Source organism: Variovorax sp. PMC12 (assembly GCF_003019815.1).
GTDB lineage: Bacteria > Pseudomonadota > Gammaproteobacteria > Burkholderiales > Burkholderiaceae_C > Variovorax.
Genome location: NZ_CP027773.1, coordinates 4,940,931 through 4,966,229 on the forward strand (window position 1 = coordinate 4,940,931; position 25,299 = coordinate 4,966,229).

At 68.1% G+C, this 25,299-nt stretch carries 22 protein-coding genes; 16 read left to right on the plus strand and 6 right to left on the minus strand.

What is annotated here, in order from left to right; all coding sequences use genetic code 11:
* Positions 1–16 precede the first annotated feature (16 nt).
* Positions 17–691, plus strand: coding sequence for a glutathione S-transferase (locus C4F17_RS23045; protein ID WP_106936796.1), 675 nt, complete (start codon positions 17–19; stop codon positions 689–691).
* Between the two features lie 21 nt (positions 692–712).
* Here the strand turns inward: C4F17_RS23045 and C4F17_RS23050 are convergent, their stop codons facing one another.
* On the minus strand, positions 713–1,177 hold the full coding sequence (locus tag C4F17_RS23050) for a YqaA family protein (RefSeq protein WP_081271097.1): 465 nt from the start codon (positions 1,175–1,177) through the stop codon (positions 713–715).
* Between the two features lie 172 nt (positions 1,178–1,349).
* Between C4F17_RS23050 and dusB the strand changes: the two genes are divergently transcribed.
* From dusB to purH, 3 genes are read left to right on the plus strand one after another with little or no spacing between them, the layout of a single operon-like run.
* Positions 1,350–2,411, plus strand: a complete 1,062-nt coding sequence (gene dusB / locus C4F17_RS23055; protein WP_106936797.1) for a tRNA dihydrouridine synthase DusB — start codon at positions 1,350–1,352, stop codon at positions 2,409–2,411.
* A 17-nt stretch (positions 2,412–2,428) separates the two neighbouring features.
* Entirely contained in the window at positions 2,429–2,665 is a 237-nt protein-coding gene (locus C4F17_RS23060; protein ID WP_007838304.1) for a Fis family transcriptional regulator, read from the plus strand.
* Between the two features lie 15 nt (positions 2,666–2,680).
* Complete coding sequence (gene purH / locus C4F17_RS23065; protein WP_106936798.1) at positions 2,681–4,288, plus strand: bifunctional phosphoribosylaminoimidazolecarboxamide formyltransferase/IMP cyclohydrolase; 1,608 nt, start codon at positions 2,681–2,683, stop codon at positions 4,286–4,288.
* Positions 4,289–4,319: 31 nt separating this feature from the next.
* Here the strand turns inward: purH and C4F17_RS23070 are convergent, their stop codons facing one another.
* From C4F17_RS23070 to thiD, 3 genes are read right to left on the minus strand one after another with little or no spacing between them, the layout of a single operon-like run.
* On the minus strand, positions 4,320–4,802 hold the full coding sequence (locus C4F17_RS23070) for a hypothetical protein (RefSeq protein ID WP_106936799.1): 483 nt from the start codon (positions 4,800–4,802) through the stop codon (positions 4,320–4,322).
* 3 nt (positions 4,803–4,805) lie between these two features.
* Positions 4,806–6,086, minus strand: coding sequence for a glutamate-1-semialdehyde 2,1-aminomutase (hemL, locus tag C4F17_RS23075; RefSeq protein ID WP_106936800.1), 1,281 nt, complete (start codon positions 6,084–6,086; stop codon positions 4,806–4,808).
* A gap of 17 nt (positions 6,087–6,103) precedes the next feature.
* Positions 6,104–7,066, minus strand: coding sequence for a bifunctional hydroxymethylpyrimidine kinase/phosphomethylpyrimidine kinase (thiD, locus tag C4F17_RS23080; protein WP_106936801.1), 963 nt, complete (start codon positions 7,064–7,066; stop codon positions 6,104–6,106).
* 111 nt (positions 7,067–7,177) lie between these two features.
* On the opposite strand from thiD, the gene C4F17_RS23085 reads away from it, so the two are divergent.
* The 6 genes from C4F17_RS23085 to C4F17_RS23110 all read left to right on the plus strand — a co-directional run bounded on the left by C4F17_RS23085 (position 7,178) and on the right by C4F17_RS23110 (position 17,486).
* A complete protein-coding gene (locus tag C4F17_RS23085) occupies positions 7,178–7,348 on the plus strand; it encodes a rubredoxin (RefSeq protein ID WP_007838397.1) in 171 nt (56 codons plus the stop codon).
* Between the two features lie 84 nt (positions 7,349–7,432).
* Positions 7,433–7,831 (plus strand): response regulator, encoded by a 399-nt coding sequence (locus C4F17_RS23090; protein ID WP_081271091.1) that lies wholly within the window; start codon positions 7,433–7,435, stop codon positions 7,829–7,831.
* Positions 7,831–8,196, plus strand: coding sequence for a response regulator transcription factor (locus C4F17_RS23095; protein WP_081271090.1), 366 nt, complete (start codon positions 7,831–7,833; stop codon positions 8,194–8,196). The genes C4F17_RS23090 and C4F17_RS23095 overlap by 1 nt, the downstream gene beginning before the upstream one ends.
* Before the next feature lie 19 nt (positions 8,197–8,215).
* Positions 8,216–8,749, plus strand: coding sequence for a chemotaxis protein CheW (locus tag C4F17_RS23100; RefSeq protein WP_081271089.1), 534 nt, complete (start codon positions 8,216–8,218; stop codon positions 8,747–8,749).
* A gap of 42 nt (positions 8,750–8,791) precedes the next feature.
* Positions 8,792–11,098, plus strand: a complete 2,307-nt coding sequence (locus C4F17_RS23105) for a methyl-accepting chemotaxis protein (protein ID WP_106936802.1) — start codon at positions 8,792–8,794, stop codon at positions 11,096–11,098.
* 184 nt (positions 11,099–11,282) lie between these two features.
* Complete coding sequence (locus C4F17_RS23110) at positions 11,283–17,486, plus strand: hybrid sensor histidine kinase/response regulator (RefSeq protein ID WP_106936803.1); 6,204 nt, start codon at positions 11,283–11,285, stop codon at positions 17,484–17,486.
* 46 nt (positions 17,487–17,532) lie between these two features.
* On the opposite strand, the gene C4F17_RS23115 is transcribed toward C4F17_RS23110, so the two are convergent.
* Positions 17,533–19,032, minus strand: a complete 1,500-nt coding sequence (locus C4F17_RS23115) for a cryptochrome/photolyase family protein (protein ID WP_081268860.1) — start codon at positions 19,030–19,032, stop codon at positions 17,533–17,535.
* Between C4F17_RS23115 and C4F17_RS23120 the strand changes: the two genes are divergently transcribed.
* The 6 genes from C4F17_RS23120 to C4F17_RS23150 all read left to right on the plus strand — a co-directional run bounded on the left by C4F17_RS23120 (position 19,033) and on the right by C4F17_RS23150 (position 23,874).
* Complete coding sequence (locus C4F17_RS23120; RefSeq protein ID WP_081268859.1) at positions 19,033–19,632, plus strand: YqgE/AlgH family protein; 600 nt, start codon at positions 19,033–19,035, stop codon at positions 19,630–19,632.
* A gap of 8 nt (positions 19,633–19,640) precedes the next feature.
* Positions 19,641–20,105 carry a Holliday junction resolvase RuvX gene (gene ruvX / locus C4F17_RS23125; protein WP_234382322.1) on the plus strand — a complete coding sequence of 155 codons (465 nt, stop codon included), beginning with the start codon at positions 19,641–19,643 and terminating at the stop codon, positions 20,103–20,105.
* Positions 20,102–20,599: a bifunctional pyr operon transcriptional regulator/uracil phosphoribosyltransferase PyrR gene (gene pyrR, locus C4F17_RS23130; RefSeq protein WP_106936805.1), complete on the plus strand. Its 498-nt coding sequence runs from the start codon at positions 20,102–20,104 to the stop codon at positions 20,597–20,599. Before ruvX ends, pyrR begins: the two co-directional genes overlap by 4 nt.
* A complete protein-coding gene (locus tag C4F17_RS23135) occupies positions 20,599–21,561 on the plus strand; it encodes an aspartate carbamoyltransferase catalytic subunit (protein WP_081268856.1) in 963 nt (320 codons plus the stop codon). The genes pyrR and C4F17_RS23135 overlap by 1 nt, the downstream gene beginning before the upstream one ends.
* Before the next feature lie 139 nt (positions 21,562–21,700).
* Positions 21,701–22,987, plus strand: a complete 1,287-nt coding sequence (locus C4F17_RS23140) for a dihydroorotase (protein ID WP_081268855.1) — start codon at positions 21,701–21,703, stop codon at positions 22,985–22,987.
* A gap of 140 nt (positions 22,988–23,127) precedes the next feature.
* A complete protein-coding gene (locus tag C4F17_RS23150) occupies positions 23,128–23,874 on the plus strand; it encodes a lysophospholipid acyltransferase family protein (RefSeq protein ID WP_081268854.1) in 747 nt (248 codons plus the stop codon).
* 292 nt (positions 23,875–24,166) lie between these two features.
* Here C4F17_RS23150 and C4F17_RS23155 read toward each other — a convergent pair whose 3' ends face one another.
* Positions 24,167–25,258, minus strand: coding sequence for an AraC family transcriptional regulator (locus C4F17_RS23155; protein WP_106936806.1), 1,092 nt, complete (start codon positions 25,256–25,258; stop codon positions 24,167–24,169).
* Positions 25,259–25,299: the final 41 nt, after the last annotated feature.

Here is a 25,299-nt window from a genome sequence, read left to right on the forward strand (position 1 = left end):
CACAAGGCCCGCCCCCATGCTCACCGTCCACCACCTCAACAATTCGCGCTCGCAGCGCGTGCTCTGGCTGCTCGAAGAGCTCGAGCTGCCTTACGAGATCGTCCACTACCAGCGCGATCCGCAGACCATGTTGGCGCCCGCTTCGCTGCGGGCCGTGCATCCGCTGGGCAAGTCACCGGTGGTTACGACGGGTGACGGGCTCACGCTCGCGGAGTCGGGGGCGATCGTGGAGACGCTCATCGAGCGCTTCGGCAACGGCCGTCTCGCGCCCGCGCCGGGCACGCCGGATGCGGTGCGCTATCGCTACTGGCTGCACTTCGCCGAAGGCTCGGCGATGTCGCCGCTGCTGCTCAAGCTGGTGTTCGACCGCATCGAGACCACAAAGATGCCGTTCTTCGCGAAGCCGATTGCCAAGGCCATCGCGAGCAAGACCAAGTCGGCGTTCATCAATCCGAACATCCTGAGCCACCTGAATTTCATGGAGGCCGAGCTCGGCAAGAGCGAGTGGTTTGCCGGCGACGTGTTCACCGGCGCTGACATCCAGATGAGCTTTCCGGTCGAGGCGGCGCAGGCGCGCGGCGGGCTCGATGCGAAGCGGCCGAAGCTCATGGCCTACCTGGAGCGCATCCACGCGCGCCCGGCGTACAAGCGCGCGCTCGAGCGCGGCGGTCCCTACGGCCTGCTGAGCTGATACGGAGCGGGGCGAAGTCGATCAGAAGATCTGCAGCAGCGCCACCGTCATGGTGACGTAGCGCAGGAACTTGCCGATGGCCATGTAGGCCAAGCAGGGCCAGAACGGCAGCTTGAGCCAGCCCGCCACCGCGCACAGCGGATCGCCCACCAGCGGCAGCCAGCTCAGCAGGCAGGCCTTGGGGCCGAGCTTCTCCAGCCAGCCCAAAACCCGCACATGGTGTTTCGAGTGCGAGTATTTGTCGGCCACCTTGTGCGCGCCGTAGCCCATCCACCAGTCGACCGCGCCCCCCAGCGTGTTGCCCACCGTCGCGACCGCGATGGCCGGCCAGAACATGTCCGGGTTGAGCTTGAGCAGGCCGAAGAGCACGGGCTCGGAGCCCACCGGCAGAAGGGTCGCCGAGACGAACGCTGCGACGAACAGGGTCGAGAGACCGTACTGCGGCAGCGCCATCAGCGCCAGGAGGGAGTCGAGCCAGGCTTGCATAAGGTCGCGCAGTATAGGCAGCGCTCACGTCGCGCCCGCGTGGGATAAGGCCCCGGCACGCACCCGTGTTTTCACGGGTACCCAAGCGCAAATCGTTTCAGTCGCTGAAATGCCACGTGGCTACAATCGTGCCTCATTTTTCAGCAGCCGAACGCGCACCGCTTCCTCCCAAATGACCTTGCAGATCGGCAACCACACGCTGGAAAACCGCCTGTTCGTCGCGCCCATGGCCGGCGTGACGGACCGGCCCTTCCGCATGTTGTGCCGTGCGCTGGGCGCGGGCTACGCGGTCAGCGAGATGGTCACGTCGCGCAAGGAGCTTTGGGGCACGCTCAAGACATCACGGCGCGCCAACCATGACGGCGAACCGGGCCCCATTGCGGTGCAGATCGCAGGCACCGACGCCGACATGATGGCCGAGGCCACGGTCTACAACATCGAGCGCGGCGCGCAGATCATCGACATCAACATGGGTTGCCCGGCCAAGAAGGTCTGCAACAAATGGGCGGGCTCGGCGCTGATGCGCGACGAGCCGCTGGCGCTGGAGATCGTGCAGGCGGTGGTCGATGCAGCGCGGCCCTTCAATGTGCCGGTCACGCTGAAGATGCGCACCGGCTGGAGCCACGACCACCGCAACGCCGTGAAGCTGGCGCGCGACTTCGAGTCGGCCGGCGTGCAGATGCTCACGGTGCACGGCCGCACGCGGGAGCAGGGCTACAAGGGCCACGCCGAATACGACACCATCGCCGCCGTGAAGGCCGCGGTGCGCGTGCCGGTGGTGGCCAACGGCGACATCCGTTCGCCCGAGAAGGCGCGCGACGTGCTCGCGGCCACCGGCGCCGACGCGGTGATGGTCGGCCGCGCCGCGCAGGGCCGGCCGTGGATCTTCCGCGAGATCGCGCACTTCCTCGAAACCGGCACGCACCGCGCGCCGCCGCTGGTGGCGGAAGTGCGCCGCTTGCTGCTCGACCATCTCGTGGAGCACTATGCGCTGTACGGCGACTACAGCGGCGTGCGCACGGCGCGCAAGCACATCGGCTGGTACGTGCGCACCCTGCCCGAGGGCGAGGCGTTTCGCGCGCGCATGAACACCATCGAGGACTGCGGCGAGCAGCTGCGCGCGGTCGGCGACTATTTCGACGGGCTGGCGGACCGCATGGAACGCATACCCGTGCAGCACGAGGCAGACAGCGAGCTGTCTGGTGAAGAGGAGGCGGCTTGCGCCGTCGATTGAGAAGAAGAGAAGAAGCAATGAGCAAGAAACACATCGAGGACTGCGTGCGCACCAGTCTGGACAGCTACTTTCGCGATCTGCGCGGCACCGAACCCGACGGCATGTACGAAATGCTCGTGCGCGTGGTCGAGAAACCCCTGCTCGATGTCGTGATGACGCGCGCCGAGGGCAACCAGTCGAAGGCCGCGCAATGGCTCGGCCTGAACAGAAACACGCTCCGCAAGAAATTGGTCGAGCACAAACTTTTGAAATAACTCCACGGCATATCCATGGCTCAGACTGCACTCATCTCCGTATCCGACAAGACCGGCATCCTCGAATTCGCACAGGCGCTGCATGCGCTGGGCATCAAGCTGCTGTCCACCGGCGGCACCGCCAAGCTGCTGGCCGACGCCGGCCTGCCGGTGACCGAGGTCGCCGACCACACCGGCTTTCCCGAAATGCTCGACGGCCGCGTGAAGACGCTGCACCCGAAGATCCACGGCGGCCTGCTGGCGCGCCGCGACCTGCCGGCGCACGTGGCGGCCATCAAGGAACACGGCATCGACACCATCGACCTGCTGATCGTCAACCTCTATCCGTTCGAAGCCACCGTGGCCAAGCCCGGCTGCACGCTCGAGGACGCGATCGAGAACATCGACATCGGCGGCCCGGCCATGGTGCGCAGCGCGGCCAAGAACTGGAAGGACGTCGGCGTGCTGACCGACGCCTCGCAATACGCCGTGGCGCTGGCCGAGCTGAAGGCCGACGGCAAGCTCAGCGACAAGACCAAGTTCGCGTTCTCGGTGGCCGCGTTCAACCGCATCGCCGACTACGACGGCGCCATCAGCGACTACCTCTCGGCCATCGACTTCGACGCCAGCATCGGCCAGGGCGCGCCCAAGCGCTCGCTGTTCCCCGCGCAGAGCAACGGCCGCTTCGTGAAGGTGCAGGACCTGCGCTACGGCGAGAACCCGCACCAGCAGGCTGCGTTCTACCGCGACCTGTACCCGGCGCCCGGCTCGCTGGTGTCGGCGAAGCAGCTGCAGGGCAAGGAACTCAGCTACAACAACATCGCCGACGCCGATGCGGCGTGGGAATGCGTTAAGAGCTTCGACGTGCCGGCCTGCGTGATCGTGAAGCACGCCAACCCCTGCGGCGTGGCGGTGGGCAAGGACGCGGCCGAAGCCTACGTCAAGGCCTTCAAGACCGACCCCACCTCGGCCTTCGGCGGCATCATCGCCTTCAACCGCCCGGTCGACGGCGCCACCGCGCAAGAAATTGCCAAGCAGTTCGTCGAAGTGCTGATGGCGCCGGGCTACACCCCCGAGGCGCTCGAAGTGTTCCAGGCCACCAAGGCCAAGCTCAACGTGCGCGTGCTCGAAATCGCGCTGCCCAAGGGGGGAACCACCGACTGGGACAACGGCCGCAACGCCATGGACGTCAAGCGCGTCGGCTCGGGCCTGCTGATCCAGACCGCCGACAACCACGAGCTGTCGATCAACGACCTGAAGGTGGTCAGCAAGAAGCAACCCACGCCGCAGCAGCTGCAGGACCTGCTGTTCGCATGGAAGGTCGCGAAGTACGTGAAGAGCAACGCGATCGTCTTCTGCGCCAACGGCATGACGATGGGCGTGGGCGCCGGCCAGATGAGCCGCCTCGACTCCGCGCGCATCGCCAGCATCAAGGCCGAGCACGCCGGCCTCTCGCTGAAGGACACCGCAGTGGCCAGCGACGCCTTCTTCCCGTTCCGCGACGGCCTCGACGTGGTGGTGGACGCGGGCGCGAGCTGCGTCATCCAGCCGGGCGGCTCGATGCGCGACCAGGAAGTGATCGACGCAGCCGACGAGCGCGGCGTGGTGATGGTGCTGTCAGGCGTGCGCCACTTCAGGCACTGATCGGCGGAAGCCGAGGTTCGGCGACCGCGATTTACTCGTGGTTGCCGAACCGGTACTTCAATTGAAAAGTGACGGCGCCGTACAGCCGGTTCTTGATCGTCGGTACGTACGCGATGTTCAGGCCCCAGTTCTTGCCTTCGATGGCGGCCACCGGCAGGATGGCCGGGAACCAGTTGCCGTTGCGGTAGTTGGGGTAGCCGTCGAAGCCGCCGACCACGGCGCCGAACTTCACGCCGTAGAACTCGATGGGCAGCACATACAGCCCGAGGTAGTTCGACTGCCGGCGGTCGCTGTTGCGGAAGGTTCCCGCCGTGACACGGTACGTGTCGTTCAGCGGGTACTCGAAGCCCAGGCCCTGGTTGACGTTTTCCAGCCCCTTGCCGCCGTCGAAGTGCGCCGAGTAGAAGCCCGGGTTGATCCAGACGTTCTTCAGGTCGAAGGAGTCCTGCGCTGACGCGAGGCCGGGAATGAGAAGAGCGATGCTCAAGGCCGGCAGCGTGCGCAGGGAGTTCATGGGCTAGGGGGTTCTGAAGATTTGTCTTGCGGCTTCGATGGTGGCGGCGATGTCGTCGTCGCTGTGGGCTGCGCTCACGAAGCCTGCCTCGTAAAGCGCGGGGGCAATATACACGCCGCGATCGAGCAAACCGTGAAACAACGCATTGAATTTCGCGTTGTCGGTTGTCATCACGGTGGCATAGTTTTGCGGCAGGTCTTTCATGAGGAAGAAGCCGAACATGCCGCCTTCGCTGTCGGCATTGAAGGGCTGGCCTTCGGCGGCCGCGGCGGCCTGCAGGCCGTCGACCAGCGAGCGCGTCTTCTGGCCCAGCGCCTCGTAGAAACCGGGCTTGGCGATTTCCTTCAGCGTGGCGAGGCCGCAGGCCGTGGCCACCGGATTGCCCGACAGCGTGCCGGCCTGGTAGACCGGACCCAGCGGCGCGAGCTGTTCCATGATCGCGCGCGGCCCGCCGAAGGCCGCGAGCGGCATGCCGCCGCCGATGACCTTGCCCAGCACCGTGAGGTCGGGCTTGATGCCCAGCACGCCTTGCGCGCCATGCAGGCCCACGCGAAAGCCCGTCATCACTTCGTCGAACACCAGCAGCGCGCCGTGCTGCGTGCACAGCTCGCGGCAGCGCCTGGCGAACTCGGGCGTCGCGCGCACGAAGTTCATGTTGCCGGCAATGGCCTCGATCATCAGGCAGGCAATGTCCTTGCCGTGCAGCGCGAAGGCTTCTTCCAGCTGCTGCAGGTTGTTGTACTCCAGCACGATGGTGTGCTGCACCACCTCGGGCGGCACGCCTGCCGAGGTCGGGTTGCCGAAGGTGGCGAGGCCGGAGCCGGCCTTCACGAGCAGCGCATCGGCGTGGCCGTGATAGCAGCCCTCGAACTTGACGATGCTCTTGCGCCCGGTGGCGCCGCGCGCCAGGCGCAGCGCGCTCATGGCAGCCTCGGTGCCCGAGCTGACCAGGCGGACCATTTCCATCGACGGCACCAGCGCGAGGATGGCCTCGGCCAGTTCGATCTCGCGCTCGGTCGGCGCGCCGTAGGAGAAGCCTTCGAGCACCGCCTTCTGCACCGCCTCGACCACGGCCGGGTGGCCATGACCCAGGATCATCGGACCCCAGGAGCCGATGTAGTCGATGTAGCGCTTGTCGTTGGCGTCCCAGAAATAGGCGCCTTGCGCGCGCTGGATGAAGCGGGGCGTGCCGCCCACGGCCTTGAAGGCGCGCACGGGCGAGTTGACGCCGCCGGGGATCACGGCGCGGGCGCGTTCGAAAAGGGTGTCGTTGCGGTCGGTCATCGGGTCGGGTTGATCAGTCAGTGTCGGGTGTCGTGTGGGGGGAGGGCGAAGTCGGGCGGCGCGTCCGGGTCTTCATCGTCTTCGTCGTCTTCCGGTTCGGCCCAGAAGAGGCGGTCGGGCAGCACGTGGCCCATGCCGGGGCGAAAGCCCGCGTCGAGGCAGCGGTCCATGTAGGCCAGCGCTTCGGTGGTCGCGGCCACGAGGTCGGTGCCGCTGGCCAGCAGGGCGGCCAGCGCGGCCGACAGGGTGTCGCCGGCGCCGGTGAACACGGCTTCGAGGCGTTCGTACTTTTCGCTCGTGAGCACCGACTGCGGCGAGGCCAGCACGTTGTCGATGAACTGGTCCGGCAGCACCAGGCCGGTCACCAGCGTGTAGGCCACGCCGAACTCGCCGGCGGCCTTGGCAATGTCGCGCGCGGTGGGCGGCCGCTCGCCGCTCCAGTCCGGCAGCAGCCAGCGCCACAGCGTGCTGTGGTTTCCTACCAACACGGTCGTCTGGGGCAGAACGAGTTCGCGGAACGCGTCCAGGTAGGGCTCGATCAGGTTCTCGTCCCACCATGACAGGTTGGGCATGTAGGCCACCACGGGGACGTCGGGGTAGTCGGCGGCGGTCTCCGCGATGGTGCTCAGCGCGTCGGGCGTGCCGACGAAGCCCACCTTGATGAGCTGGACCTCGACGTCCTCGAGGATCGAGCGCGCCTGCTCGGCGATGGCTTCCTCGTCGAAGGCGAAGTGGTCGAAAATCTCGGCCGTGTCCCGGGCGTAGGCGCCGGTGACGACCGGCAGCACGTGCGCCCCCACCGAGGCCATGGCCAGGGCGTCCGCGCCCAGGCCGCCCGCGCCGCTGGGGTCGCTGGCGTTGAACACCAGCACGCAGGGCGGATTCAGGTCGCGCTCGGCAACCTCGTCCTCGGCCTGCGAGGGGTCGTTAAGATCGCCGGGTTTGCGGGCGTTATCTGCTGGAAGTAAGTAGATGGTCATACGCCGGGCTCCATCCCCTGGATGGTGGCATAGGCGCGACGTTTACAGTCCGCTAATGAGATACGCATAGATACACTCGTTGCATTTAATGAACAAGGACTTTAAGCTCCGATGAATACGAAAACTTGGATGTGCCTGATTTGTGGGTGGATCTATGACGAAGCTGTTGGTGTACCAGAGGACGGTATCGCGGCAGGCACGGCCTGGGCCGATGTTCCGATGAACTGGACCTGTCCCGAGTGCGGTGCGCGCAAGGAAGACTTCGAAATGGTGGAAATCTGAAAGCATGGCATAGATAGAGCTACGCGGTCTGCGTCGGTGTTCGGCGCGGCGGGCTTCCAAGTCTCATGAGCAGGAGCGTTTGCAATGGGCCCGAATGGATCTGGTTACAAGGTGCTGGTCATCGACGACAGCAACACCATCCGGCGCAGTGCCGAGATTTTTCTGAAGCAGGGCGGGCACGAGGTTCTTCTCGCGGAAGACGGTTTCGATGCGCTCTCCAAGGTTAACGACCACAAGCCGCACCTGATTTTCTGCGACATCCTGATGCCGCGGCTCGACGGCTACCAGACCTGCGCCATCATCAAGCGCAACGCTCATTTCTCCAACGTCCCCGTCGTCATGCTGTCTTCGAAAGACGGTGTATTCGACAAGGCGCGCGGCCGCATGGTCGGCTCCCAGGACTACCTGACCAAGCCATTCACCAAAGACCAGCTGCTGCAGGCCGTGCAGCAGTTTGGCATCGTTCAACAGGAAGCGCAGTAATGCCCATTCGCAAAATCCTCGTCGTCGACGACTCCAAGACCGAGCTCGTCTTCCTCACCGACCTCCTCCAGAAGAATGGCTTTGCCGTCAAGACCGCCGAGAACGCGGACGACGCCATGCGCCGCCTCGAGGAAGAGCACCCCGACCTGATCCTGATGGACGTCGTGATGCCCGGCCAGAACGGCTTCCAGCTCACGCGCGCCATCGCACGCGACCCGAAGTACGCCGCCATCCCGATCATCCTGTGCACCAGCAAGAACCAGGAAACCGACCGCGTCTGGGGCATGCGCCAGGGCGCGCGCGACTACATCGTGAAGCCGGTCAACGCAGCCGACCTGATGTCCAAGATCAGCGCGCTGAACTGAGCGAAAGCCTGCCCAGTCCATGGCGAATCGCGATGCTCTGAGAGCCTTCCAGTCCCGGCTGGCGAGCCGCCTGCAGGCCGCCCGCACCACCGGCGTGGCCGCCACGTGGCTGGCGGTCGAGGCGGGCGAGGGCAAATACCTTTTCCCGCTGGGGCATGCCGGCGAGATCTTTCCCTGGACGCCGCCGCAGCCCGTGCCCTACACGGAGCCCTGGTTCCTCGGCGTGGCCAACCTGCGCGGCGGCCTCTACGGCGTGGTGCAGCTGTCGGCATTCGCCGCCGGCGGCCCGGGCACGCAGGCCGCCTCCGAGGCGGCGCGCATCCAGTCGCGGCTCGTTGCCTTCAACGAGCTGCTCGAAGTCAACTGCGCGTTGCTGGTCGATCGACTGGCGGGGTTGCGGGGCGCGGAAGCCTTCACGGCCTCCGAGCCTCCCGGCGCAGAAGCACCTGCCTGGCACGGGCATCTGTACACCGACGCGGCAGGGGAGCGCTGGCAGGAAGTCAACCTGCAGGCGCTTTCGCAGCAACCCCAGTTTTTGAGTATTGGTGCGTAGTGCCTCGGCACGCAGCACCCGAAACCACCTGAAGGACCGACCGTGAGCTCGATCGCCGACAAGTTCAAGAAATTACTGCCCGTGACCAACGGGAACGACAAGGCCCCCGTCGACGGCTCCGGTGCGATATCGCTCGACGATGTCGACACGGTCCAGGTTCCGGACGAAAAGACAGTGAGGCTCGCCAGGAAGAGCGGCACGGGCGACACCAGCTTCGGCGAGGTCGAGCTGCCCGGCGGCGGCGACGCCGCCAACGAGCCCGGTGCCGCCGCGCTCGACGCCGTGCCCGACGCCTCGGGCGGCCGCGTGGGCGCCGCCCCCGCCAGGCAGCAGCGCATCCTGGCGATCATGCTGGCGGTGGTGGTGTTGCTGCTGCTGCTGGTGGCCGGCTCCGCCATTCTTCGCGCCGAACGCCTGGCACAGCAGGTGGCGGCCACCGGCCAGGCGCTGATGCAGTCGCAGCGTCTTGCCAAGTCGATCTCGCAGGCCCTCGTCGGCAGCGCCTCGGCGTTCGTCGAAGTGAAGGACAGCGCGGACGACCTCACGCGCCGCGTGCAGGGCCTGACCAACGGCGACGATTCGCTGCGGCTGGAGCGCGTGGGCAACCAGTACGACGAGGAGATGAACAAGATCAATCCCCTCGTCGCCCGCGCCGACACCAGCGCCAAGGCCGTGCTGGCCCAGCGCCAGATCCTGACGCAGGTGGGCGCCGCTTTGCGCGACATCAACCAGCAGTCGTCCACGCTGCTCGAAATGACGGAAACCGTCGCGTCGCTGAAGATGCAGCAGAACGCCACGCTGCCTGAAATCTCGGCCGCCGGCCAGCTCGTGATGCTGACCCAGCGCATCGGCAAGTCGACCAACGAATTCTTCACCGTCGAGGGTGTGAACCCCGACGCCGTGTTCCTGCTCGGCAAGGACCTGAACACCTTCCAGGAAACCACCCGCGGCCTGCTCGACGGCAATGCGCAGCAGCGCTTCCCCGGCTCGAAGGACCCGCAGACGCGCGAGCAGCTCGAAGCCATCCTGAAGACCTACGAGCAGATGCGCACGCAGGCCTCCGCCATTCTGGGCAACCTGCAGGGCCTGGTGGCGGCGCGCGAAGCGCAGGCTTCCATCCTGACCGACAGCGAACCGCTGCGCAAGTCGCTCGGCGACCTGCAGGACAAGCTCTCGGCGCGCACCGGCCTGGGCGCCGGCACCATCGTGCTGCTGTTCGTGCTGTCGCTGGCCGCCCTGGCACTGGCCGGCGCCATCGGTTTCGTGCAGGTGCGCGAAGGCCGCGAACGCGCCGCCGTCGCCGAGCGCGAGCGTCTGGCCGCCGAGCAGGCTTCGGAAGAAGCCGGCCGCGTGAACAACGCCAACCAGGCCGCCATTCTTCGGCTGATGAACGAACTGCAGACGGTGGCCGAAGGCGACCTGACGCAGGAAGCCACCGTGACCGAGGACATCACCGGCGCCATCGCCGACTCGGTGAACTACACGGTGGAAGAACTGCGCCTGCTGGTGGGCAACGTGCAGAACACGGCGACCCGCGTGGCGCAGACGACGTCGCAGGTGGAAAGCACCTCGACCGAGCTGCTGGCCGCCTCGACCGAGCAGCTGCGCGAGATTCGCGAAACCGGCCAGTCGGTGCTGACCATGGCCGAGCGAATCAACGGCGTGTCTTCCCAGGCGCAAGAGTCCGCCACGGTGGCGCGCCAGTCGCTGCAGGCCGCATCGTCGGGCCTGCAGGCCGTGCAGAACGCCATCGGCGGCATGAACTCCATCCGCGACCAGATCCAGGAAACCTCCAAGCGGATCAAGCGCCTGGGCGAGTCGTCGCAGGAGATCGGTGAAATCACCGAACTGATCTCGGACATTACCGAACAGACCAACGTGCTGGCCCTGAACGCCGCCATCCAGGCCGCATCCGCCGGTGAAGCCGGCCGGGGCTTCTCGGTGGTGGCGGAAGAAGTTCAGCGACTGGCCGAACGCTCCGCGGACGCCACGCGCCAGATCTCGGCGCTGGTGAAGGCCATTCAGACCGACACGCAGGATGCCGTGGGCGCCATGGAGCGCTCCACGCAGGGTGTGGTCGAAGGGGCCAAGCTGTCCGACAACGCGGGTACCGCGCTGTCCGAGATCGACCGCGTGTCGCGCCGCCTCGCCGACCTGATCGAGCAGATTTCGCAATCCGCCTCCCGCGAAGCCGATTCGGCCAACGTGGTGGCCGCGAACATCCAGCACATTTTTGCGGTGACGGAACAGACCGGAGAAGGTACGCGTACTACGGCCCAGCAGGTGCGCGAACTCTCGCAGATGGCCGAGGAACTGCGCCGCTCGGTAGCCCGCTTCAAGATTGCGTGATGACGCTCTCCCCCAGCCTTCGCGCACTTCGTGTCGCTTCGCCAACCCCCTTCCGGGGGCAACACCGGCGGCCCGGCAAAGCCGGTTCCGCGGTGTTCCTTGAAGTGGCCGCGATGGCTTTGTGCATTCAGGGCGCGCAGCGCCCTTCGGAAAACTGACAGCTAAAGAACGGCGAGCACCCAACGTGTCGATTCAAACCCCTGCCACGGCCCCCCTCGCCGGCAACGTGCCGGCCACCGAAGACCTCGGGCCGCTGGCCTGGGTGCTGGGAGAAATCCAGAAATCCCTCGACGGTGTCGGCAAGTCGTTGCGGCGCTTCGTGCGCGACTTGGGCTCGCCCGAGGAACCCGAGAGCGGCCCGCTGCAGATGGCCCGCCAGCAACTGCACCAGGCCGTCGGCGCGCTGCAGATGGTGGGGCATGCGTCGCCCGCGCTGGTGCTCGGCGCCATCGAGTTCGCGGTGCAGGGCTTCATTGCCGACCCGCGGCGCTGCACCGAAGCCGCGGTTCACAAGATCGAGCGTGCCGGCTTTGCCGTCACCGATTTCCTCAACGCCCTGCTGGCCGGCAAGCCGGTGTCGTCGGTGGCGCTGTTTCCGCAGTACCGCGACGTGCTGGAACTGGTGGGCAACGAGCGCGTGCATCCCGCCGACCTCTGGGGCACGGCATGGCGCTGGGTCGAGATCAAGCCCGCGCTCACGCAGGCCGCGGTCGCCTATGACCCGTCCGTGCGGTCGCGGCTCGACCGCGAAGTGCTGCAGCTGGTCAAGTCCGGCGACACGCAGGCCGCGCGCCGGCTGCATGCGCTGTGCCTGGGGCTCGGCCGTGGCGCGCTGCTGCCGCGCGTCGCCAGCTTCTGGACGCTGGCCGCGGGCTTCTTCGAGGCGCTGGCGCTGGGCCTGATCCCGGCCGACGCCTACGTCAAGCGCGCCGCTTCGCGCGTGCTGCTGCAATACGCCACGCTCGCGCGCGGCGACAGCGTGGTGTCCGACCGCCTCGGGCAGGACCTGCTGTTCTTCTGCGCCCAGGCCGTACCCACCGCGCGCGATGAAGCGCCCACGCTGCGCACCGTGCGCAGCGCCTGGGGCATCGCCAACGAACCGCGCGTCGACTACACCGTCGAGCAGTTCGGCCGCTTCGATCCGCTGGTGCTCTCGCAGGCCCGCAAGCGCATCGAGACCGCCAAGGAAATGTGGTCGGCGCTCTCGGGCGGCGACGTATCGCGCACGCGCCAGGTGGCGGACACCTTCGCGCAGCTCGGCGAATCGCTGCAGAAGCTGCATCCTCCGAGCCTGCCGATGGTGCATGCGCTGACCCACGCGGTCGAGGCCTCGCTGCGCGCCGGCCGGCCGCCGGACACCGAACTGGCGATGGAAGTCGCCACCTCGGTGCTCTACCTGGAAGCCGCGCTCGAAGACCTCGACCCGAGCGACCCCCAGCTCACGGCCCGCACGCTGCAGCTGGCCGGCCGCATCGAACGCGTGCAGGGCGGCGGCCATTCCGAGCCGCTCGAGCCGTGGATGGAAGACCTCTACCGCCGCGTGAGCGACCGCCAGACCATGGGCACCGTGGTCGACGAGCTGCGCAGCCACCTGAGCGAGCTCGAGAAGTCGCTCGACCAGTACTTCCGCCGGCCGGCCGAAAAAGGCCTGCTGCGCACCGTGCCGACGCAGCTCATGCAGATGCGCGGCGTGTTCTCGGTGCTCGGCCTCGACCAGGCCGCGCACACCGTGCAGCGCATGCGCGACGACGTCGAGGCGATGCTCGTCAGCGCCTCGCCGGCCGAGGAAATGGCCGGCTTCGACGCGCTGGGCAACAACCTCGGCGCGCTCGGCTTCCTGATCGACATGCTGGGCTACCAGCCCGCGCTGGCCAAGCGCCTGTTCGTGTTCGACTCCGAGGCGGGCGAGCTCAAGCCGCTGATGGGCCGCCAGGCCACCGACAGCCCGGCCGCCGACAGCGCCGCCGCCGGCCAGGCCCCGGCCGCCGAAGCCGTGCTGAGCATCGAGGAAGTCGACGCCCAGATCGCCTCGAAGCTGGCCGCGCTGGCCACGCCCAACCGCAAGGCCAAGGTCTCGCCGATCGAGGAATTCAGCAACAAGGCCGACAGCTGGACGAACAAGATCGCCGGCCCGTCGGCGTTGCCCGACACCGAAGTCACCGAGCTCGAAGAAGACGACCTGCAGAACATCTTCCTGGACGAGGCCCGCGAGGTGGTGCAGAACGGCCTGGAGGCCATTGCCGAACTCGCCAGCTATCCGGACGACACCGAAGAGCTCACCATCCTGCGCCGCGCCTTCCACACGCTGAAGGGCAGCTCGCGCATGGTCGGCCTCACCGAATTCGGCGACGCCGCCTGGTCGCTGGAACAGGTGCTCAACACCTGGCTGGCAGACCAGCGCGCGGCCACGCCCGAGCTGCTGTCCGGCACCGAAAGAACCCTGCGCGAATTCAGCGAATGGGTCGAGGCCATCGCGGCCGGCCAGCCGCATTCGTGGCAGGCCGCGCCGTTCAGCCGCGTGGCCAACGCACTGCTGGCCGGCGAACCCGTGCCGCCGCCGGTGCGCGTGGCCGATGCCGAGGCCCTGGCGGTCGCGGCGCGCCACATCGCCGCCGAGGCGCCCGTGGCGGCGCCGGCCGTGGCGCCGCTGCCGATGCCGGCGCTTCCGGACCTGCCCGACCTGTCGCTGACGCCGGAACCGGTGTCGCCCGCGGCGCATGCGGCCCCCGAACCCGCACGGGACACCGCACAGGAACCCGCGCTCGAGCCCCTCGATTGGGCCGAACCCGCGCAGCCTCCCGAGGCCGACGACGATTTCGCATCCACCGACTTCCTCGATTTCGAAACCCGGCAGAACACCGAACCCGCGCCGCTGCTGAGCCTGCCCAGCGGCGACGAGTTCGACTTCCTCGCGCCAGCCAAGACGCAGCCGCGCAGCGAGCCCGAACCGGTGGTGCCGCCGCCCGCCGAGCCCGAGCTGCAGGCCGAACCCGTGGCCGGCGTCGAGCCCGAATCGCCTGCGGCGCCCAGCCTGCCCGACCTCGCCTGGGAGCCCGAACTGGAGCCCGTGCCCGTTCAGGCTCGGGAGCCCGAAGTCATCGAAGCGGTGGAGCAGCCGCACGAAGAACAAGAAGCGCCGCAGCCGCAGTTGGCGGCCGAGCCCGAACACGAGCCTGCAGTTGCGGCTGAGCCGGAGCCGGAGCTCGTCGCCATCCAGCCCGAGCCCGAGCCCGAAGCGGAGCCGGCACCCGAGCCCGAGCCTGTCATCGCCGAAGTGCTCGCGCCCATCGTCGAGGCGCCTGCCACGCCCGTCGAGCCGCAGATCCTCGTTGCCGACGAGCTGCCGGAGCCGGTCGAGGCCCAGGCTGCCCACGAGGCGCCACAGCCGCACCAGGCCGTCGAGGAAATCGCCGTCTCCTCGAGCGCCGAAGACCAGGTCAAGGTGATCGGTCCGCTGCGCATCGGCATCGCGCTCTACAACGTCTACCTCAACGAAGCCGACGAATGGTCCCGCCAGCTGGCGACCGATGTCGGCGAATGGGCGCTCGAATCGCACGAGCGCCTGCCCGATTCGACCGTCGCGCTGGCCCACTCGCTGGCCGGCAGCTCGGCCACCGTCGGCTTCCACAGCCTGTCGGGCATGGCCCGCCTGTTCGAATCCGCGTTGCAGCACCTGCAGATGCAGGGCAGCGGCACGCGCGAGCAGGGCATGGTGCTGGTGGCCGCGGCCGACGAGCTGCGCCGCCTGCTGCACCAGTTCGCGGTCGGCTTCCTGCGCGACCCGTCCGAAGGCACGCTGCAGGCGCTGCGCGACATCGCCAATTCGCCAATGCCGACCGAAGTCGCCATGCGCGCCGAAGCCCGGCCGCTGCAGCAGGTGGTGTCCACCGACAGCATCGCCGACGTGGCGCTCGACGACTCCGAGGACGCCATCGACCTGGCCGACGCGGTCGACGTCGACCTGTTCCCGATCTTCGAGGAAGAGGCCGCCGAACTGCTGCCCCAGCTGGGCGAATCGCTGCGCCAGTGGGCGCACCACCCGGACGACAGCGCGCCCCGCGCCGCGGTGCTGCGTACGCTGCACACGCTCAAGGGCAGCGCCCGCCTCGCCGGCGCTATGCGCCTGGGCGAACGCGCGCACCGCATGGAGTCCGAGATCGAACTCCTGGGCTCGCAGGGCGCCGAGCGCGCCGACGTCGAGAAGCTGCTCGGCCGCCTCGACGCGCTGCAGGCCACCTTCGACGCGCTGCGCGCGGCCGACGACGCCACGCAGGTCGAGCTGGCCCAGTTGGTGGCGAGCGCCAGCGCTTCCGCGCCGGCCGCCCAACTGGTGCAGGTCGCGCCCGAAGCCGGCGTGCCGGCCAACGACGAGAACGCGGCGCCCGTGCCGGGCGACGAGGACGACACGGCCGAAGACATCGCGCCGGCCACGGCGGCATCCGCGCTGCAGCCGCGCCCGGCGCCCACGCTGCTCGCACCGCTGCGCGCCGTGTCGAGTCAGGCCGTGCGCATCCGCACCCAGCTGCTCGACCGCCTGGTCGCGCAGACCGGCGAGGTCATCATCACGCGCTCGCGCCTGGAGGCCGAACTGGGCCAGCTGCGCGGCTCGCTCGCCGACCTCACGGGCAACCTGGACCGCCTGCGCCAGCAGCTGCGCGACATCGAAGTGCAGGCCGAAAGCCAGATGCAGTCGCGCCTGGCGCAGGCCAAGGATTCGCAGCAGAGCTTCGACCCGCTGGAGTTCGACCGCTTCACCCGCGTGCAGGAGCTCACGCGCATGATGGCCGAGTCGGTGAACGACGTGGCCACCGTGCAGCGCACCCTGCAGAAGACGGTGCAGGCGACGGAAGACGACCTCAGCGTGCAGGCGCGCCAGACGCGCGAACTGCAGCGCGGCCTGCTGCGCACGCGCATGGTGGAGTTCGAAGGCATTTCCGACCGCCTCTACCGCGTGGTGCGCCAGGCCTCCAAGGACACCGGCAAGCAGGTGCGCCTGGACATCGTCGGCGGCTCCATCGAAATGGACCGCGGCGTGCTGGACCGCATGACGCCCGCCTTCGAGCACCTGCTGCGCAACTGCGTGGCGCACGGCATCGAGGACGCGGCTGCGCGCGAGAAGGCCGGCAAGGACGCCAGCGGGCTGATCGTCATCGACCTGCACCATGAGGGCAACGACGTCTCGGTGAGCTTCCGCGACGACGGCGCCGGCCTGGACAACAAGCGCATCGCCGAGCGCGCCCGCGTGCTGGGCCTGATCGGCGCCGACCAGGAGCTGTCCGCCGAGGAAGCCACCGAGCTGATCTTCAAGCCCGGCTTCTCGACGGCGGGGCAGGTCTCCGAGCTGGCCGGCCGCGGCATCGGCATGGACGTGGTGCGCGCGCAGATCGCCGCGCTCGGCGGCCGCATCGAAACGCACAGCACGCCGGGCCAGGGCACCACCTTCAAGCTGGTGCTGCCGCTGACCACCGCCGTGACGCACGTGGTGATGCTGCGCGCGGGCGATGTGTCGATCGGCGTGCCGTCGAACCTGGTGGAACTGGTGCAGCGCGTGAGCGGCACCGACCTGGAAGCGGCCTACCTGCACAACAGCCATCCCTTCGGCAGCGAGCAGGTGCCGTTCTACTGGGCCGGCGCGCTGCTGCAGGCCTCCGCCCGAAGCGAACACGCGGCGGCCAAGAACAACACGCTCGTGGTCGTGCGAAGCGCGGCGCAGCGCGTGGCGCTGCACGTGGACGAAGTGCTGGGCAACCAGGAAGTCGTGGTGAAGAACCTCGGCCCGCAGCTCGCGCGGCTGCCCGGCCTGGCCGGCATCTCGGTGCTGGCCTCGGGCGCAGTGGCGCTGATCTACAACCCGGTGGCGCTGGCGGCGGTGCACGGCGAGCAGGCGCGCGAGCGCCAGGCTGCCGCGCTGGCGGCGGCACCGGCCCGCACGGGGTCGGCCGAGGCGCAGCAGGGCGTGCCGCAGGAGCCGGCGCTGCTGGCACCGGTGGCGCCGCAGATTCCGCTGGTGCTGGTGGTGGACGACTCCATCACCGTGCGCCGCGTCACGCAGCGCCTGCTGCAGCGCGAAGGCTACCGGGTGTCGCTCGCGGCCGACGGCCTGCAGGCGCTCGAACGGCTGCAGCAGGAGCGCCCGGCGGTGGTGCTGTCGGACATCGAGATGCCGCGCATGGACGGCTTCGACCTGGCCCGCAACATCCGCGCCGACGCCGGCCTGGCCGAGCTGCCGATCATCATGATCACCTCGCGCATCGCCGAGAAGCACCGCGACTACGCGCGCACGCTGGGCGTGAACCACTACCTGGGCAAGCCGTATTCGGAAGAAGAACTGCTGCGCCTGGTGCGTGCGTACACGAGCGAGCCGGCGCTGGTGGCGGCTGCCGCCTGAGGTTCGCGCCTGCCCGGAAACGGAAAGGGGCCTCGCGGCCCCTTTTTCATTTCTGCAGCGCCTTGGCCCGCGCCACGCCATAGCGCTGCAGCGTCTTCTCGCGCGCCTCGGCGTGGTCGACCACCGGCTTGGGATAGGTCTCGCCGAGCTTGATGCCTGCCGCCTCCAGCTCCACCGGCGACGCCATCCAGGGCGCGTGGATCGCCGCGTTCGACAGCCCCGCCAGCTGCGGCAGGTAGCGGCGGATGAACTTGCCTTCGGGGTCGAAGCGCTCGCTCTGCGTCACCGGGTTGAAGATGCGGAAGTAAGGCTGCGCGTCGCAGCCGCTCGAGCTGGCCCACTGCCAGCCGCCGTTGTTGGACGCCAGCTCGAAGTCGTTCAGGTGCAGCGCGAAGTAGGCCTCGCCGCGCCGCCAGTCCAGCCCCAGGTCCTTGCACAGGAAGCTCGCCACCACCATGCGCAGGCGGTTGTGCATGTAGCCGCTCTGGTTGATCTGCAGCATGGCCGCGTCCACCAGCGGGTAGCCGGTGCGGCCCTGGCACCAGGCGTCGAACAGCTGGTCGGCATGCTTGCCGTGGTGCCACTGGATCTTGTCGTACTCGGGGCGGAAGCTCTTCGACTCGCCGCCGGTGTGCACGTGCGGGAAGTGCGCCAGGATCTGGAAGTAGAAGTCGCGCCAGATCAGCTCGCTGAGCCAGGTCGCCGCCCCGGCATTGCCCTGCAGCGAGAGCTGGTGCGCCAGGCTCGCCATCTGCCGGATCGACACCGTGCCGAAGCGCAGGTGCACGCCCATGTAGCTGGGGCCGCGCACCGCCGGGAAGTTGCGGGCTTCGTCGTAGCGGTCGATGCGCTCGAAGAAATCTTCGAACAGCGCGCCGGCGCCCTTGGTGCCGGTCGGCATTTCCAGCGTCGACAGGTTGCTTTTCTCGAAGCCGATCTCGCGCAGCGTGGGCACCGGCTCGCGGTAGGCCTCGGGTGGCGGCGCCAGCGCGTCGGCATGGCCGCGCACCGGGTACGACTTGAGGAAGAACGAGTCGACCTTGGCCAGCCAGGCCCGCTTGTAGGGCGTGAACACCGTGTACGGCTGGCCGGTCTTGGTCATGACCTCGTCGCGGTCGAAGACGGTCGAGTCCTTGTAGGTGTGGAAGGTGACGCCGGCGTTGGCCAGCGCGCCGAACACCTTGGCGTCGCGCTCCAGCGCGTCGGGCTCGTCGTCGCGGTTGGCGAACACGGCCTGCACGTCGAGGTCGCGGGCCAGCGCCGGGATCTCATGCGCGGCCAGCCCGTGCCGCACGATGAGCCCGCCGCCCAGCGCGCGCAGCTCGGCTTCCAGCTCCACCAGGGATTCGCGGATGAATTCCACCCGCCGGTCGACGGTGGGCAGCGGATCCAGGATCGCCTTGTCGAATACGAAAACGCAGACGACCTGACGGCAGGCTCGCAGCGCGCGGTAGAGGGCAGCGTTGTCGTCCACGCGAAGGTCGCGGCGGAACCACATGAGCCCTTTGGGATAGGTCTTGTCGACGGCCAGTAAAATCGGAGGCATATGGCTGCCGATTCTGCCCCGATGAACCTCACGCATCACTTTTTGATAGCGATGCCCGGGATGGAAGACAAAACTTTCAACCGCAGCGTCGTGTACCTCTGCGAACACAGCGAGCGCGGCGCGCTCGGGCTGGTGATCAACAAACCCAGCGACATCAACCTCAAGGTGCTTTTCGAGAAGATCGAACTGCACCTGGCCCGCCCCGAGCTGGGCGAGGCCCCCGTCTTCCAGGGCGGCCCGGTCCAGACCGAGCGCGGCTTCGTGCTGCACGAGCCCGTCTTCACCCAGGCCGAGAAGCCCGAGGAATCGGTCTACGCCTCCACCATGACCATCCCCGGCGGCCTGGAGATGACCACCTCCAAGGACGTGCTGGAGGCCCTGGCCACCGGCGCCGGCCCGCGCAAGGTGCTGGTCTCGCTGGGCTATTCGGCCTGGGGCGAGGGCCAGCTCGAGTCGGAACTGGCCGAAAACAGCTGGCTCACCGTCGGCGCAGACCCGGCCGTGATCTTCGACACGCCGGTCGACCAGCGCTACGACAAGGCGCTGCTGCTGCTGGGCCTGGAGGCCTGGAAGCTTTCCCCGCTGGCCGGACACGCCTGAACGCCGTCATGCCAGACGCTCCCGCTCCCGGCGCTCCCGCTTCTTCCGTCCCTGCCACCCCTGCCGCCCCTGCCGCCGTTCCCGCCCATTTCCAGACCTTCCTGGCTTTCGACTACGGCCTGAAGCGCACCGGCGTGGCCAGCGGCAACCGGCTGCTGGGCACCGCCACCCCTCAGGCGACCATCAAGGCCGAGGGTGCCGACGCCCGCTTCGCGCAGGTCGAGGCGCGCATCAAGGAATGGCAGCCCGACGCGCTGGTGGTCGGCGTTCCCTATCACCCCGACGGCGCCCCGCACGAGAACACGCGCCGCGCGCAGAAGTTCGCGCGGCAGCTGCGGGGCCGTTTCAATCTCCAGGTGTTCGAGGTCGACGAGCGCTACAGCACCACGGAGGCCCTGTCGTCAGGCGCCCGCGATGCCGATGCCGCCTCCGCCTGCATCATCCTGGAGCAATTCCTGAGGAGTCTCACGTGAGTTCAATTCCCGATGCCGAAGCGCTTTACAAGACGCTGCTTGCCGGCGTAAAGACGCTGATGCGCCCTGAAACCAGGCTGGTCGGCATCACTTCCGGCGGCGCCTGGCTGGTCGAGCGGCTGCAGAAAGACCTGGGCCTGCCCGGCGCGCCGGGCGTCATCTCGTCGGCCATGCACCGCGACGACTTCGCCCGGCGCGGCCTGTCGGCCAGCGCGCAGACGGCGCTGCCCTTCGACGTGAACGGCACCGACGTGCTGCTGCTCGACGACGTGCTCTACACCGGCCGCACCATCCGCGCGGTGCTCAACGAGCTGTTCGACTTCGGCCGCCCGGCCTGCGTGCGGCTCGCGGTGCTGGTCGACCGCGGCGGGCGCGAGCTGCCGGTGGCCGCGGACTTTGCCGCCACCACGCTCACCCTGCCGGCCACCCAGCTGGTGGCACTGGCGCGGGCCGACAGCGGCGCATTCAGCCTCAAGGTGGAGGAAAGCAAGTAATGCTCTACAAGCGAAACCCCCAGCTCAACAAGCACGGCGAGCTGATCCACCTGCTGTCGATCGAGGGCCTGCCCAAGGACATCGTCACGCACATCCTCGACACCGCCGCCAACTTCACCAGCGTGAGCGACCGCGAGGTGAAGAAGGTGCCGCTGCTGCGCGGCAAGAGCGTGTTCAACCTGTTCTTCGAGAACAGCACGCGCACCCGCACCACCTTCGAGATCGCGGCCAAGCGCCTGTCGGCCGACGTCATCAACCTCGACATCGCGCGCTCCTCGGCCACCAAAGGCGAGTCGCTGCTCGACACCATCGCCAACCTGAGCGCGATGGCGGCCGACCTGTTCGTGGTGCGCCACAGCGAGTCGGGCGCGCCGTACCTGATCGCGCAGCACGTCGCGCCGCACGTGCACGTGGTGAACGCCGGCGACGGCCGCCACGCGCACCCGACGCAGGGGCTGCTCGACATGTACACGATCCGCCACTACAAGAAAGACTTCTCGAACCTCACGGTCGCGATCGTCGGCGACGTGCTGCATTCGCGCGTGGCGCGCTCCGACATCCACGCGCTCACCACGCTCGGCTGCGCCGAGGTGCGCGTGGTCGGCCCCAAGACGCTGGTGCCCGCCGACATGGCCGGCATGGGCGTGCGCGTGTTCCACACGCTCGAAGAAGGCATCAGGGACTGCGACGTGGTCATCATGCTGCGCCTGCAGAACGAGCGCATGAGCGGCGCGCTGCTGCCGTCGTCGCAGGAGTTCTTCAAGACCTTCGGCCTCACGCCGGAGAAGCTGCAACTGGCGAAGCCCGACGCCATCGTGATGCACCCGGGGCCGATCAACCGCGGCGTGGAGATCGACTCCGCCGTCGTCGACGGCAAGCAGAGCGTGATCCTTCCGCAGGTCACTTTCGGCATCGCGGTCCGCATGGCCGTCATGAGCATCGTCGCAGGCAACGAAGCATAGACATGTTGCTCGCCCCCAGTCTTCGCGCACTTCGTGTCGCTTCGCCAACCCCCTGCCGGGGGCAACACCAGTGGCCCGGCAAAGCCGGCTCCACGGTGTTTCCCGAAAAGGCCATGACTGTCACCGGAAGCACAGACGCATGAACATCCTCATCACCAACGGCCGCGTCGTCGACCCCGCATCGCGCACTGACAAAAAAGCCGACATCGCCATCGCCGACGGAAAGATTGCCGGCATCGGCGCCGGCGTTCCCGCCGGCTTCAAGGCCGATCGCACCATCGACGCCGCGGGTTGCATCGTCGCGCCCGGCCTCGTCGACCTGGCCGCACGCCTGCGCGAGCCCGGCTACGAGCACGAAGGCATGCTCGAAAGCGAAATGGCCGCGGCCATCGCCGGCGGCGTGACCAGCCTCGTGTGCCCGCCCGACACCGACCCGGTGCTCGACGAGCCCGGCCTGGTCGAGATGCTCAAGTTCCGCGCCGAGAAGCTGCAGGGCGCCCGCCTGTTCCCGCTGGGCGCGCTCACGCGCAACCTGGCCGGCGGCGTGCTGACCGAGATGGCCGAGCTCACCGAGGCCGGCTGCATCGGCTTCGGCCAGGCCGACGTGCCGCTGGCCGACACGCAGGTGCTGCAGCGCGCGCTGTCGTACGCCAGCACCTTCGGCTATACCGTGTGGCTGCGCCCGCAGGACCGCGACCTGGGCAAGGGCGTCGCCGCCAGCGGCCCGCTGGCAACGCGGCTGGGCCTGGGCGGCGTGCCGGTGTCGGCCGAGACCATCGCCATCTTCACCATCGTCGAGCTGATGAAGGCCACCGGCGCCCGGGTGCACCTGTGCCGCATTTCCAGCGCGCGCGGCGTGGCGCTGGTGCGCGAGGCTAAGGCGCAGGGGCTGCCGCTGACCTGCGACGTGAGCATCAACTCGCTGCACCTGGCCGACACCGACATCGGCTACTTCGACAGCCGCGCCCGCCTGAACCCGCCGCTGCGCCAGCAGGGCGACCGCGATGCGCTCTCGGCCGCGCTGGCCGACGGCACCATCGACGCGCTGGTGTCCGACCACACGCCGGTCGAGGCCGACGCCAAGACGCTGCCGTTCGCCGAAGCCGAAGCGGGCGCGACCGGGCTCGAGCTGCTGCTGCCGCTCGCGCTGCTGTGGAGCGAGCGCAGCGGTGCCGGCATTGCGCGCGCCATCGAGGTCGTGACCTCGGCGCCCGCCCGCCTGCTGGCCGCGGCCGACGCGGACACCGGCATCGGCCGCATCGTGGAGGGCGGCGTGGCCGACCTGTGCATTGTCGACCCGGCGCTCGAGTGGCAGGTGCGGCCCGACGCGCTCAAGAGCCAGGGCAAGCACACGCCGTTCTCCGGCTATCCGATGCAGGGCCGCGCGCGCCACACGCTGGTGGCGGGCCGCGTAGTCCACGGCTAGAAATGAAGCTCACCCCCAGTCTTCGCGCACTTCGTGTCGCTACGCCAACCCCCTTGCAGGGGGCAACACCGGCGGCCCGGCAAAGCCGGTTCCGCGGTGTTCCGCGATCACGCATTGAAAGCTGAGAGGACGCACGCCCTATGCTTCATTCCCTGAAGGCCTGCGCGCGCCTGCTGCACGCGGTGGCGCACGCGCTGGCGGGCTGGTGGACCATTCGCCACAAGTTCCCAAGTCTTCCGCAGGAAGAGCGCAATGCGCGCGTGCAGGCGTGGTCACGGCGCATGCTGCAGATCATGGGCATCACGCTCAAGGTGCAGGGCACGCCGCCGGCCGAGGGGCCTGTGCTGCTCATCTGCAATCACCTGTCGTGGCTCGACATCACCTGCCTGCATGCCGCGCGCCACGTGCGCTTCGTGTCGAAGTCCGACGTCAAGCACTGGCCGCTGATCGGTACGCTTTCCACTGGCTCCGGCACTCTCTACATCGAGCGTGAGCGCCGCCGCGATGCGCTGCGCGTGGTGCACCACATGACCGAGGCGCTGCGCGGTGGCGACCTGATCGGCGTGTTCCCCGAAGGCACCACCAGCGACGGGCGCGGCCTGCTGCCGTTCCATGCCAACCTGCTGCAGGCGGCCATTTCAGCGGGCGCGCCGGTGCTGCCGGCCGCGCTGCGCTTTGCCGATGCCGCCACCGGCGAGACCAGCCAGGCGCCGCGCTACATCGGCGACGACAACCTGCTTGCATCGCTGTGGAACACGCTGCGCGCGCCGCCGCTGCTGGCCATCGTGCGCTACGGCGAGCCGCAGCCGTCGCACGGCCGCGACCGCCGCGAATGGGCCGTGTCGCTGCACGAAGACGTGCAGCAGCTGCGCCGCGAAACCCACTGATTCGCCGGGCATGGCCCAAAAAAAGCGCTCCCGAAGGAGCGCTTAACGGCGCGGATGCGCCGCGAGGAGGAACTTTCTCTCGAGCAACCGGTAATGTGGGAAGTTTCCTTGGAGGGTCAGAGGATGCCGAAGATCTTCAGGCCGATGATCACGACCAGCGGCACGCCGCAAAGCCAGAGGATGATGCTTTTCATTGTTCAGGTCTCCAAAGCCAACTAAGTAAGCCTGAAGGTTCGCCGCGGCGGCGGCGGGCACATGCGGGAGAAAGCTAGACAAGTGCGTGGGCGAGTGCCTACAGATGCTCGGGGTCGTCGTCCGGCGGCGCGCCTGCTGCCCGCTTGGGCCTGAAGTCGCCGGGCTGCCGGCTGGTCCAGCGCCTGAAGGCATGGCGGAAGTTGGACCCGTCGCTGAAGCCCAGCCGCGCCGCGATTTCTTCCTGCGTCAGGTCGGTGTCGCGCAGGTAGGCAATGGCCTGGTCCTTCAGCACGTTCGAGCGAAGTCCGCGAAAGGACGTGCCGGCTTCCTGCAGCCTGCGCCGCAAGGTGCGCGGATTCATCTGCAGCTCGCCCGCGATGTCGTCGATGTCCGGCGCGGGCTTTTCCGCGTGCTGTGCCGCAAGCAGTTCGCGCACGCGCGCCTCGATGCTGCCCCGCAAGGAGAGTTTCTTCAGCAGCACTTCGCAGCCGGCGCGCACCATCGCCATGCTGACCGCATTGGCGTGCGGCAACCTGTGCTCGAGCAGGGCCGGATCGAAATGGAAGCCGTCGTGCGGCTGGCCGAAGTGCACCGGGCAGCCGAAGAAATGCTCGTACAGCGAGGCATGGGCGGGCGCGTCGTAGCGCAGCGATATCGCGAGCGCCCTGAAGCCGGGGCCGAAGGCGATCTCGGACATCCGGTAGCCCATGCACAGGGCGAACTCCATGCTCATCTGGTATTCGGTGCTGTGCGGGTTCGAGACCAGCAGCGGGGTGTAGGTCCACCAGGCGCTGCCGCCGGCCTCGTGCAACTCGAAGGCGACCATCGGGCCCAGCACCCACTGGTACCTGACCACGAACTCGGCCAGTTCCCGGTAGGTGCGCGCGCTGCTCATGCCCATGCCCCATACGCCCAGCGAAGCCAGGCTGACGCGCCGGCCCGCCTCGAACGGCGCTTCGGGTCCCGGCGACAGCGCCACCGCATTGCGAAGAATGGTCTGCATCTGCGCATAAGAGACCTTCCTCGAATGCGACATCAGCTCGCTTTCGTCGATTCCGGTGCCATGCAAGAGCTCCGATGCCGAGGCGCCGCTCTGCGTCAGCGCCATCACGCAGGCGGCCGTGCCGTGCATGGGATAGCAGCGGTCGTCGGGCGGGGCGACCAGGTTGCGGCGGGTTCCGAACCTCATGAGTGTGTGTGTGTTGGCGGATTCGTTGATGGATGAACGAC